The organism is Mycobacterium sp. AZCC_0083 (assembly GCF_014202335.1).
In the GTDB taxonomy this organism is placed as follows: Bacteria; Actinomycetota; Actinomycetes; order Mycobacteriales; family Mycobacteriaceae; genus Mycobacterium.
The window spans coordinates 237,628-249,640 of record NZ_JACHGP010000006.1; the positions used below are offsets into that span (position 1 = coordinate 237,628).

Below are 12,013 nucleotides of genomic sequence, written 5' to 3' on the forward strand. Positions count from 1 at the left end.
TTGCGCGAGGAGCATCGGGCACGGAGGAACAGTAACCAGCGGCTATCCTCGACACGATGTCCGACCGTCGTGTGCGCTCCGTGCTGCTGTTGTGCTGGCGCGACACCGGTCACCCCCAGGGCGGCGGCAGCGAAACGTATCTTCAGCGCATCGGCGCGCAACTGGCCGCGTCCGGGGTGCAGGTGACGCTGCGCACCGCACGCTATCCGGGCGCGCAACGGCGCGAGGTCATCGACGGCGTGCGGATCGACCGGGCCGGTGGGCCGTACACCGTCTACGTCTGGGCGGGCTTGGCCATGGTGCTGGCCCGCGTCGGGCTCGGCCCGCTACGGCACGCGCGGCCCGACGTGGTGATCGACACCCAGAACGGATTGCCCTTCATGGCCCGGCTCGCCTTCGGGCGACGGGTGACGGTGCTCGTGCACCACTGCCACCGCGAGCTGTGGCCGGTGGCCGGGTGGCTGATGAGCAAGGTGGGATGGTTCGTCGAGTCGACGGTGTCGCCGTGGCTGCATCGGCGCAACCAGTACGTCACGGTGTCCCTGCCATCGGCGCGCGACCTGACCGATCTCGGCGTAGACGCCGACCGCGTCGCGGTCGTGCGCAATGGACTCGACGAGGCGCCCGCGGAAACGCTCGATCTGCCGAAGTCGGCGACGCCGCGGATAGTCGTGTTGTCGCGGTTGGTGCCGCACAAGCAGATCGAGGACGCGCTGGACGCCGTCGCCCGCCTGCGCCAGGACCTGCCCGATCTGCACCTCGACGTCGTCGGCGGCGGCTGGTGGGAGGACCGTCTGGTCGACCACGCCGACCTGCTGGGCGTATCGGATGCGGTGACGTTCCACGGCCACGTCGACGAACTCACGAAACACCAACTGCTGCAACGGAGTTGGGTGCATCTGCTGCCGTCCTGCAAGGAGGGCTGGGGCCTTGCCGTGACGGAGGCGGCCCAGCACGCGGTGCCCACCATCGGCTACCGGTCCTCGGGCGGGCTAACCGATTCGATCGTGGACGGGGTGACTGGCGTGCTCGTCGACGACAAGCGCGAGTTGGTGGCCCGGCTGGAGCAGTTGCTCGGCGACGACGTGCTGCGCGAGCAACTCGGCGTGAAGGCTCAGCTGCGCAGTGGCGAGTTCTCCTGGCGGCAGAGCGCCGACGCCATGCACGAGGTGCTCGAGTCGGTGCTTGCCGGCCGGATGGTCAGCGGCATCGTTTAACTGCGGGATGCCCGGCGCATCGAGATGACCGATCCGGTCGCGCCGACGATCAACGCCGCCAGCCAGATCAGGTGCGCGGCGATGAGCACGCCGCGGTGTGCCGACGCCGGATGATCACCGCCCACCCTTCCCCCGTCGCTTCGCTCGCCCCCGACCCTTCCCCCGTCGCTTCGCTCGCCCCCGACCCGATACAGCGTCAGGTCGTCGTCGCGGTAGGCGACCGGCAGTGCCAGCGGCGCGCCGCCGGACTCGACCACCACCCAGCCGACGCCCGCGTGCGAGACCTCCGCGGCGTCGGCGCCCGAGGTCAGCAATCGCTGCACCACCCTCGCCCGCACGCCCTCACCGGGAACCGTCCTGCCGCCGATCATCAGGTCACCCGTGGCCAGCACGTCCGCCGACACCCAGCGCGGGAGCGGATCGAGCACCGGTGCGGCCCCTGCCCAGGCGAAGTTCCGCATGCTGTCCGGCGGCAGCACGGCGACCGGCCGGGGATCTGCGTTGATCAGCGCGGCCGCCGTCGCCCATCCCTGCGGGTAGCGCACCGAGGCGACCTTGCCGCCCACCCCCCACGCCAGGTCCGGCAGCACGACCAGAAGCGCCAGGCAGCAGGCAACGGCGGTGGCCACGGCGGGCATGCGGTGCCGCAGCGTGACGACTACGCCCGCGCCGGCGACGGCGTACCCGGGCATCGCCAACGCGACCCACTTCTGCGCGTCGCGCACCAACCCCAGACCAGGCAGCGTCCGCACGGTCGACTCGACGAACGCCAGACCGGGGCCCGTCGCCATCAACGCGGGCAGCACGACCGCGACGGCAGCCAACGCCAGCAGCGGCACCGCGGCGGGCCTGCGCAGTGCGCTCGGCAGGCCGACGGCCACGACGGCGAGCAGAACCACGGTCGCCAGGACCGCGAAAAGCGTTGTCCGCGAACCGGGTACGGCCTGACCGTTCCAGATGCCACCGAGCCCGGCCAGGCTGAACAACGTCCCAAGTCCCGGTTCGGCACGCGCGGCGAACGCGCCAACTCCCTCCGCCTGGGACGACGGGAGCGACCCGGCGACCGCCGAAGCGACCAGCCACGGCAGCGCCGCCAGCACCGCACTGCCCAGGCTCACCGCCGTGCATGCCCAGCGCGGCCGGCCCGGCCCCGGCGCCAGACTGCACGTCACTGCGACGGCGGCGGCCAGCAGCAGCCCCGTCGGCGTCAGGCCCGCAAGCGCCGTCCAGAACAGCAGTGGCCACCAGCTGCCGTCGCCGGCGCGCAGGCGAAGGACTGCCGCCGCAACCCACGGCAGGCAGCCGTAGCCGACCAGCAGACTCCAATGCCCCTGCAACATGCGCTCGGCGACATACGGATTCCAGATGGCCAGCGTGACCGCGACGAACTGCCCCGGCAGCCCAGCGTCGGGCAGCACTACGGCGGTGAGCCGGGCGGCACCCCACCCGGCCAGCCACAGCCCGGCGATGAGCAGTGCCTTGACCACCACGCCGCCGTCGACGACGTGTGAGGCCAGGGCGATTGCGAAGTCCTGCGGCAGTGCCCGCGGCGCGGCTTCGGACAACCCAAGCGCCGCGTCGGACAGGTACGACCGCGGCGTCGACACGGCGTCGCGAATCAACAGGTAGCCCGGCGCAAGCAGCGGCGCCATCACCAACAGTGACAGCGCCAGCGCGTACGCGGGCACCGCCCAACGGATGCCTGGGCGCTGAGTCAGAGCTGTCGGGGTCAGACCGGTCTATCCGGCGGCAGGTCGGACGGCCGCTGGGTGGGCAGCTTCTCGGTTTGCGCCTCGGCGGCGGGCATCGGACCGGAATCGTCGGCGCCGCGTCTGGAGAAGAAGCCGTGGTCGGCGCCGTCCAGCCCCGGATCGATCAATGCCGACTCGGCGCGCAGGGTGAACGATCCCAGCAGCACGCCGCCGACCAGGAAGACCAGGCCGAGCCCGGTGAACGTGATCGGCAAGATCCGGCCCCACAGTGCCACCGTGTCGCGTTCGTCACGCGCGGCAGCCACCTGCGCCTCGACGGTCTCCTCGGTGGAGGTGACGTTGTAGTCGGCGAACGTCACCTCTGGCTTGAGGGCGTCGCGCGCGTAGTAGTGGAAGCCGTGTTCCTTGGCCTTGACGATGGTGCCCGACACCGGATCCACCCAGAACGTCCGCTGCGCGGCGTAGTAGCGCGTCATGGTGACCGGTTCGGCGGGGTCACCCGGCAGGCCCCACAGCTCGGCGCGTGCGGTGACCTGGCTGTCCTCGTCGTTGTCGTAGAGCGAGGCGTACTTGATCGGGTCGACGAGCTTGTTGTCGCCGTCGTAGCCCACGTTCTGGGTGAACCGGTACGTGGTCAGGCCGTTGACGTCCTCTTCGGCCTCGTAGTTCGCGTCGTACGGCTTCTGCGCGATCGGGTCGAAGTACGGGTAGGTCTTCTTCTCGGTGTTGAACGGGAAGCGGTAGGACAACCCCTCGTGCGGTAGCGCGACGTTGGTCGGCGGGTTCTCGTCTTCCATGCTGCGGGGCTTCTGCACTGCGCCGCCAGGATTGGTGTCGCTGGACACGGCCATGGCCGTCTTGCGGTCGAGCGTCACGGTGTCGACCATCGCCAGCAGGAGGCCGTTGTCCTGTTGTTTGTCGGCGCGCTTGAGCGAGCTGCCGACCTGCAGCGTGACCACGTCCGCGTTCGACGGCGCTTCCACGCTGAGCTGCTGCTGCAGCGAGAGCGGCACGTTCTTGGTGATCACGAACTTCTCGGCCATCAGTGACGCTGGGTCGAACGAGGTACCGGTGCCGTCGCTGACCAGCGTGGTGTCCAGGTCGAGCGGGATCTTGGCGATCTTGCTCTCGGTGTAGGTCGACAGCAGAAGCGCGGCGATGAGTAGGGCGGCGCCCAATCCCATGAGCCCGCACGCTGCGATACGCAGCGCCACAGCGCGGTTCAAACCGTGCCTCCTCGTCCTCTTGGTGACCACACGACTCGGTGTCCACATGCTGCCACCTGCCTAGACCAGGCGGCGGAGGCAACTCGAACGACCCTAACAGCCTCCGGTTGGGCCGACGCTCACTCCGAGCCCATACGGCAGACTGGGCGCCGTGGGAGATCTGACCGGAGGACAGCGAGGGTTCCTCCCTGCCGTCGAGGGTATGCGCGCCTGCGCTGCCGTCGGCGTCGTCATCACGCACGTCGCCTTCCAGACCGGGCACACCACGTGGGCGACGGGCCGGCTGCTCGGCCGATTCGACCTCGCCGTCGCCGTGTTCTTCGCGCTGTCGGGGTTCCTGTTGTGGCGCGGGCACGCGGCCGCCGCCCGCGGCCTGCGGCATGCGCCTCCGACGGGGCACTATCTGCGGTCCCGGATCGTGCGCATCATGCCCGGCTACCTGGTGGCGGTCGTGGTGATCCTGTGTCTGTTGCCCGACGTCAAGGCCGACCTGGTGGTGTGGCTGGCCAATCTGACGCTGACCCAGATCTACGTGCCGTTGACGTTGACCGCGGGCTTGACCCAGATGTGGAGCCTGTCCGTCGAGGTCACCTTCTATCTGGCGCTGCCATTCCTGGCCCAGCTGGCCCGAAGGCTGCCGGTCCGCGCGCGCATCCCGGTGATCGTGGCGGTCGCGGCGGCCAGCTTCGGCTGGGGTCTGCTTCCGATCGAGACGCCCTTCGGAGTGAACCCGCTGACCTGGCCGCCCGCCTTCTTCTCCTGGTTCGCCGGGGGCATGGTGCTGGCGGAGCTGACCGTCAGCCCGGTCGGATGGGTGCACCGGCTGGCGCGCCGCCGCATGCTGATGGCGCTGATCGCTCTCGCCGCCTTCGCGGTGGCCGCCTCGCCGCTGGCAGGTCCCGAGGGTCTCATCCCTGGCAACCTCGGCCAGTTCGTTGTGAAGGTGGCGATGGGTTCGATCGTGGCCGCAGCCCTGTTGGCGCCGTTGGTCCTCGACCGGCCCGACACCAGTCACCGGTTCCTGGCCAACACCGCCATGGTGACGCTGGGCCAATGGTCATACGGACTGTTCGTCTGGCACCTTGCGGCGTTGGCCATGGTGTTCCCGATGATCGGGGCGTTCCAGTTCAACGGGCACATGCCGGTGGTGTTGGTGTTGACGGTCGTCATCGGCTTCGCGATCGCCGCGGTGAGCTACGCGCTGGTCGAGTCGCCGTGCCGGGAAGCGTTGCGGCGCTGGGAGAGAAGGAACGACGTGACACCGCTGGACAGCTCGGTCACTGACTCGCCCGAGCCTGCCGTCGCGCGCTAGCCGGCCCGCCGCGCGCTAGCTGGATTGCGCGGCCCGCCGCGCGATGACTTCGGCGCGCACCGCCGATCGGCGCGCCTTGCCCGCATCGTCACGCAGCGGCCGGTCGACGAACTCCACGGTGCGCGGCACCTTGTAGTTCGAGACCAGGCCGCCGAGGAACTCCTGCACCGCCGCCTCATCGAGCCCCTCGGCCTGCACCAGCGCGTGTGGAACCTGGCCGAGGTCGTCGTCTGGCACGCCGACGACCAAGGAGGACAAGATGTCTGGGTGCGCAGCCAACGCCGCCTCGATCTCGGCCGGGTAGACGTTGCGCCCGCCGACGGTGAACATGTCGACGCGCCGATCGGACAGGTAAAAGAAGCGTTGGCAGCCGTCATCGATATACCACCCGAGATCGCCGAGCGAGTCCCAGCCGTCGCGGCTCTTGGCGTCGACGCCGACGTAGCGATAGGTGGGCGCGCTGCCAGGTGCTGGGCGCATATAGATCTCGCCGACGATGCCGGGCGGGCATTCATTCCCGTCGTCGTCGAGCACCTTCATCTCGCCGGCGACGACGACGCCCACCGACCCTGGGTGCGTAACGTACTGGTCTCCCGAGATGAAGGTCAGCGCCTGAAGTTCGGTGCCGCCGTACAACTCCCAGATCGCTTCGGGTCCGAGTATTTCGATCCAGGCCAGCTTGATCACGGGAGGACACGGCGCGCCGAGGTGCCAGAACCGCCGGATGGACGACAGGTCGTAGGCGTCCGGGTTGGCGCGATAGACCGGCAGCAGCCGCTGCATCACCGTCGGCACCGTGGCCAGGAACGTCACCCGGTGTTCGGTGACGAGGCGCAGGAACTCGTCGACGTCGAACCGCGGCATGACCACCAGGTGATGTCCAAGCAGCAGGCCCGCCGCCGCGGTGGTGAAGCCGGTGTTGTGACTGAGCGGCACGGACAGCAGGTTGACGTCATCCTCGGCCATGCCGAGCGGGAGGCCGATGAGCGCCGGTATCCGACTGTCCCCACCCGCCTCGATGAGCTTGGGGCGTCCCGTGCTGCCACCGGAGGTCATCGACTTCCACACCGGTGAGACCGCCTCGGGAAGCGGTGCGTCCGAGAGGTTCGGGTCCGGCACGAAATCGGCTGGCACGCTTGGCACTTCGCCGAGTGGATCGGTCCGGCCGACAATCAGCGCGCGCGGCAACAGGTCGAGGATGCCGACGAACTCGGCGTCCGGCAGCCGCGCCGACAACGGCTGCGGCACTGCGCCGAGCTTCCAGCAGGCGATGACGGCCTGGATCCATTCGATCGAGTTCGGCATCGCGATCGACACGTAGTCGCCGACCCCGACGCCCCGTTCGGCGTAGGCCCGGGCCAGCCGGTTGGTCGACGCGTCGAGTTCGGCGCGGGACAGGGTGCGGCCCTCGCAGGTGACGGCCGGTGCGTCGGGCGCGGCCTTGGCGAGCGCGGAGATCTGCGTGCTGATCGGTGGGACCTCGTCGACCACGTCAGTAACCGCCCTGGTTCTCGAAGATCCTGCGCGGGTTGTCCACCAGCATGGTGGTGAGCTGCTCGTCGGTCACCCCGCGTTCTTTCAGCGCGGGAATCACGTCATTGTGGATGTGCAGGTAGTGCCAGTTGGGCAACGCGATCGGCAGCGTCTCCTCGGGCAGCGCATCGAAGTAGCAGGACGCGTCGTGGGACAACACCATCCGGTCGGCGTGGCCGCGCTCGCACATCGTCGCGACCGTCTTCACGCGCTGCTCGGTGGACAGGAACACATCGACGCCGAACCGGTCCATGCCGATGTAGGAGCCCGCCGCGATCAGTTCCTCCAGGTAGGCGATGTCGGTGGTGTCACCTGAATGCCCGATGACCACGCGCGACAGGTCGACGCCCTCCTCGGCGAAGATGGCCTGCTGCTCAAGACCGCGGCGCGACGCGGCGTGCGTGTGCGTGGAGATCGGCACCCCGGTCTGGCGGTGCGCGGCCGCGACGGCCCGCAGTACCCGCTCCACCCCTGGCGTCACGCCGGGTTCGTCGGTGGCGCACTTCAGGATTGAGGCCTTGATCCCGGTGTCGGCGATGCCGTGTTCGATGTCGCGGACGAACATCTCGGTCATGAACTCCGGGCCGCCCAGCGCAGTGCCCGGGCCGACGAAGTGGAAGTACATGGGCAGGTCGTTGTACGTGTACAGGCCGGTGGCCACCACGATGTTCAGTTCGGTGGCCGCCGCGATGCGGGCGATGCGCGGAAGGTAGCGGCCGAGGCCGATCACGGTGAGGTCGACGATGGTGTCCACCCCACGGGACTTCAGCTCGTTGAGCCGCTCGATGGCGTCAGCCTCGCGGTTGGCGCCGTCGCCCCAGCCCTCTGGGTAGTTCTGCATGATCTCGGTGGTCATCGTGAAGACGTGTTCGTGCATGAGCGTCACGCCGAGATCGGCGGTGTCGATGGCGCCTCGCGCGGTATTGAGTAGTGGCACTCAACCGACTTTAAACACGCGAGCTGAGGGTGAGTGCGAAACGCTTGCGAAAGGGCGGTGCCGCTACGTCGGGTGTTGCCCTGCCCGCAGCCGGCAGCAGCCGCGCCAGGACCTCGACGTAACGTCCGACCGCCCGATCGTGGCGAGCGACAAGCCTTGGCCCGTCGTAGATTTCGACGGTCCGTGCGGCCGAACGGACCGGTAGGCGTCGCCCGGCGTAGCGGGCCGACACGGAGTAGAAACATTGTCGTACCGACGCCCTGGCCCGGTCGTCGCGGTGGCCCCGGCAATCGCCTCGTTGATGACGATCGCGGGCGTACTTGGCGCGCTTCCCTCGCGTTCGGCCAGGTCGGCTGCCGTGAGCCTGTCTCTGCCCAGATGGTCGGCGAGCGACAGGTCGGCGGCAGCTCGAACCACCTGACTGACGTAGTGGCTGTGCGCCATCGCCCGCATCTGCTCGTAGACGTCGCCGGCCTGGAGACGTCTGCGAGCGATTCCAGCTCAGCGATTCGGGTGGTCAGTTCTTCGTGGATGTAGTCGTACGCATCGGGGCCCAGCGCGAGCCGGGTCGGGGCGGGGGTCTGATCGGCGACAGGGATGATGGCCCTGGCAACGTGCAGCGCGCAGGGCTTGCAGCGGTGTTTGGCCGTACATCGTTTTGTGCGCAGCGGCGAAGCGGCCGAGTGAGTGAACCCCCAGCAGTGCGCGATGGCGGAAACGGTGCTGCGGAAGGGATCTGCGGACCGCAGGTCCCGGTGGGCACGGCGGAGTCTGACCACCCAGACATACGCCATCGGCGACTTGCCCGGGTGACGCTGGAATCCCTCCTGCAGCGTGCGAACGCTGACGTGGCATTGCCTCGCCAGTGTCGAGATGGTCAACGGCAGGTGCGGTCCGCCCTCAATGATGTCCATCGCATCACGGACCGCCGCCGGCCGGCCCGGCTCAGAGGGCGCGGACAGTGCTTGGCGATGGGGGTGGTCGAGATGGCACTGGTGGCCCGTGACCGGAACGGACCCGGCCTGACCGCCCAATTCCTCGACGCCTCGTATTGGCGCGCATTTTCACCGTCGTCAATCGTTGAACTGGTGAGGCCGCCCATCCGTGTAGTGCACGTGTACCGCGCGGCTCGGCTGACCGGCGCCGAAACCTCGGCTCTCCCTGAATAAGGCCATTGACCCGCCCGATAGCTGGTGTACGCCGCCGCACATGCCGCGTTGACAGACGCGGGCCGGATCGTCCCCATCCTGAACAGCAGAGAGGCTACAAGCATGGCCACCGACTTCAGTGAAGAAACCGCCACCGCGGCCGTCGTCGACAGCTTCGCCAAGTGCCCCGACGACCGGTTCCGGTCCGTCATGGAGAGCTTGGTCAAACATTTGCACGGTTTTATCCGTGAGGTGGAACCCACCCAGCAGGAATGGGAGCAGGGCATCGCCTTCCTCACCGACGTCGGGCACTGGTGCACCGACAACCGCCAGGAGTACATCCTGCTCTCCGATGTGCTGGGCGTGTCGATGCTCGTCGATGCGATCAACAACCGCAAACCGGTGGGCGCTACCGAGTCCACTGTCCTGGGCCCGTTCCACGTCGTCGACTCTCCCGTCTGCGAGCTGGGAGACGACATCGCCCTCGTCGGTGACTCGCCGCGGTGTGTGGTGCGCGGCCACGTCCGCACCGTCGACGGACAGCCGCTGCCGGGGGCGTTGCTCGACGTGTGGCAGGCCGACGACTCCGGCCACTACGACATCCAGCTGCCCGACGAACTGCCCGAGCGCAACCTCCGTGGCTTGTTCACCGCCGACGACGCGGGCCGGTTCTGGTTCCGCACCATCGTCCCGCAGTACTACCCGATTCCCGACGATGGTCCTGTCGGTCGCATGCTGCACGCCACTAATCGCCACCCGCACCGGCCCGCCCATATCCACTTCATCGGCGGCGCAGAAGGATTCAGCCCCGTGGTCACCCACCTGTTCATCGAAGGCAGCCCCTTTCTGGACAACGACACCGTGTTCGGCGTGAAGAAGAGTCTGGTTCGTGCGGTCCAGCAGATCGATGACGAGGACCTGGCACGTCACTATGGTGTCGCAAATCCCTTCGGGTTCATCGAATTCGACATCGTCCTCGATCCCGCCGAGGTGAGTGCCGCACCGAAGTCGACCGCATCGAGTGCATGACGTAGCCGCTTAAGTCCGCCAATGGTCGTCATGACGCAGTGACTGCGTCGGCGAGGCCTTGCCCGACCCTTTGGTGCTGGCGGTGCCGCCCATGTCCGGGGTAAGGAATCCCTTCTAGCGTCGCGTCGTGTTTAGGAACGGTTATCGTTGTCATTATGGTGCTGACTCGATCACGCGATCGCTGATGTCCTGTGCGACCCATCCGACCGCTGCTGGCCGGTGACCTGTTGAACTGGCATGACTTTGGAGGGTTCCCGTGGGCGCATCCCCGACGCCGCAGAGGCGACGCAACACCGCCAAGCAGCAGGTGGTCCTGGAGGTGCTGGGCGGCAGCGACAGGTTTCGCGGTGCTCAGGAGCTCTATTCGCACATCCGTCGCGAACGGCCCGTTCGCATTGGCCTGACCAGTGTCTACCGCATCCTGCGCACCCTCGCCGACGACCGGATCGTCGAAACTCAACGGGCGGAAGGCGGGGAGATCCTCTACAGGCTGCGCGGATCGCCAGAACATCGCCATTACCTGCTGTGCCGATGGTGCGGCGGGGCCGTTGGATTCACCCTTGCCACGATCGAAGACGACACGGCCGATCTCGTTCGCCGACACCGCTATACCGAGGTCACCCATCACTTCGATCTGTATGGGATCTGCCCGCAATGTCGAACCGCAGCAGATGCCGCTGCCGACGGCGGCGCGCATCGGCCGGAACGGCAGTAGTCGCGTGCAACTGCGACGTAAAGGAGCGCGCACCCGCCGGATGGACGCGACGTCATGCTCGGCTCGGACGCCGCGTGGGATCCAATGGCTCCTGGGTGGCGCGCTGCGCTGAAGGTTCGCCCAGCGAAGTTGAAGGCAATCGGCAGTCTGGTGACAGGTGCGAGGGGCGGACGGATGGTTTATGGTCTATCGGAAACGATTCTCATTTCCATTAAGATTCCGGAGGACCTCCATGACCCCGCGCTTCCGTCCCCGGATCGCCGCCGTCGGCGCTCTGGCCGCAATCACCCTCGTGCTGGCCGCCTGCGGCTCCACCTCGTCGACGGGATCGTCGTCGACGACTCCGTCCGGTGCGCCCTCGAGCGCGGCAGCCGCCGGCCCCATCAACGTCGTCGCGAGCACCAATGTGTGGGGTGACATCACCAAGCAAATCGGTGGGGATCACGTCGTGGTGACGTCGATCATGTCCGATCCGAACGCCGACCCGCACCAGTATGAGGCGGACGCCAAGACCGCGGCCGCACTGAGCAAGGCGCAGTTCGTGATCGAAAATGGTTTGGGTTACGACGATTTCATGGACAAATTGCTATCGGCGTCACCGAACCCGAGCCGGGCCGTGCTCAACGCAGCTGATGCCATGAAGACCTCGGGGCAGGACGCCAACCCGCACATCTGGTACGACATCGCCAAGATTCCCGATGTGGCGTCGGGGATCGCCGACCGGCTTGGCAAGCTTGATTCCGCCGATGCCGCCACATTCACGGCCAACGCCAAGACGTTCAGCGATAGCCTCGCGCCGATCAACGCAGCGATCGCCAACATCGAGGCCAAGTACCCAGGCGCCCCGGTCGGCTACACCGAACGCGTGCCGGGCTACCTGGTGGAGGCCGCCGGTTTGAAGTTGGCGACACCCGCGTCGTTCGCACAGTCGATCGAGGATGGCAACGATCCGAGCCCAGCCGACAATTCGGCCATGGATGCCGCCCTCACGAGCAAGGCCGTCAAGGTGCTGCTCTACAACGGGCAGGTGACCAGCCCGGCGACCGACGCGGTCAAGGAGCTGGCGCAGAAGAGTGGGGTGCCGGTGGTCGGGGTGACCGAGACGTTGCCGCCCACCGATAAGGACTTCCAGGACTGGCAGGTGCGCCAGATCAACGAAATCACCACCGCGCTCGGGCGGTGAA

The 12,013-nt window shown here is 67.7% G+C and carries 10 protein-coding genes and 1 pseudogene; 5 read left to right on the forward strand and 6 right to left on the reverse strand.

Annotation, left to right across the window (positions count from 1 at the left end; translation table 11 throughout):
• The first annotated feature begins 56 nt into the window (after positions 1 to 56).
• On the forward strand, positions 57 to 1,217 hold the full coding sequence (locus HNP02_RS16755) for a glycosyltransferase family 4 protein (RefSeq protein WP_184440364.1): 1,161 nt from the start codon (positions 57 to 59) through the stop codon (positions 1,215 to 1,217).
• On the opposite strand, the gene HNP02_RS16760 is transcribed toward HNP02_RS16755, so the two are convergent.
• Entirely contained in the window at positions 1,214 to 2,869 is a 1,656-nt protein-coding gene (locus HNP02_RS16760; protein WP_184440797.1) for a hypothetical protein, read from the reverse strand. The genes HNP02_RS16755 and HNP02_RS16760 overlap by 4 nt on opposite strands.
• A gap of 77 nt (positions 2,870 to 2,946) precedes the next feature.
• A complete protein-coding gene (locus tag HNP02_RS16765; protein ID WP_184440365.1) occupies positions 2,947 to 4,155 on the reverse strand; it encodes a DUF3068 domain-containing protein in 1,209 nt (402 codons plus the stop codon).
• 202 nt (positions 4,156 to 4,357) lie between these two features.
• On the opposite strand from HNP02_RS16765, the gene HNP02_RS16770 reads away from it, so the two are divergent.
• The gene (locus HNP02_RS16770; protein ID WP_184440799.1) at positions 4,358 to 5,467 is read left to right on the forward strand and encodes an acyltransferase; all 1,110 of its coding nucleotides are present in this window, start codon (positions 4,358 to 4,360) and stop codon (positions 5,465 to 5,467) included.
• Between the two features lie 15 nt (positions 5,468 to 5,482).
• Here HNP02_RS16770 and HNP02_RS16775 read toward each other — a convergent pair whose 3' ends face one another.
• The 4 genes and pseudogenes from HNP02_RS16775 to HNP02_RS44050 all read right to left on the reverse strand — a co-directional run.
• On the reverse strand, positions 5,483 to 6,958 hold the full coding sequence (locus HNP02_RS16775; RefSeq protein WP_184440366.1) for an AMP-binding protein: 1,476 nt from the start codon (positions 6,956 to 6,958) through the stop codon (positions 5,483 to 5,485).
• Position 6,959: 1 nt separating this feature from the next.
• Complete coding sequence (locus HNP02_RS16780; protein ID WP_184440367.1) at positions 6,960 to 7,937, reverse strand: phosphotriesterase-related protein; 978 nt, start codon at positions 7,935 to 7,937, stop codon at positions 6,960 to 6,962.
• 10 nt (positions 7,938 to 7,947) lie between these two features.
• Positions 7,948 to 8,442, reverse strand: coding sequence for a hypothetical protein (locus HNP02_RS44045; protein ID WP_375373686.1), 495 nt, complete (start codon positions 8,440 to 8,442; stop codon positions 7,948 to 7,950).
• Positions 8,443 to 8,626: 184 nt separating this feature from the next.
• Positions 8,627 to 8,851, reverse strand: a pseudogene (locus HNP02_RS44050) (helix-turn-helix transcriptional regulator); the annotation flags it as partial.
• Between the two features lie 357 nt (positions 8,852 to 9,208).
• Here HNP02_RS44050 and HNP02_RS16790 point away from each other — a divergent pair.
• From HNP02_RS16790 to HNP02_RS16800, 3 genes are all read left to right on the forward strand, one after another.
• Positions 9,209 to 10,114 (forward strand): dioxygenase, encoded by a 906-nt coding sequence (locus tag HNP02_RS16790; RefSeq protein ID WP_184440369.1) that lies wholly within the window; start codon positions 9,209 to 9,211, stop codon positions 10,112 to 10,114.
• A 256-nt stretch (positions 10,115 to 10,370) separates the two neighbouring features.
• Positions 10,371 to 10,829: a Fur family transcriptional regulator gene (locus HNP02_RS16795; RefSeq protein ID WP_184440371.1), complete on the forward strand. Its 459-nt coding sequence runs from the start codon at positions 10,371 to 10,373 to the stop codon at positions 10,827 to 10,829.
• Between the two features lie 181 nt (positions 10,830 to 11,010).
• On the forward strand, positions 11,011 to 12,012 hold the full coding sequence (locus HNP02_RS16800; RefSeq protein ID WP_255506594.1) for a metal ABC transporter solute-binding protein, Zn/Mn family: 1,002 nt from the start codon (positions 11,011 to 11,013) through the stop codon (positions 12,010 to 12,012).
• Position 12,013 lies beyond the last annotated feature (1 nt).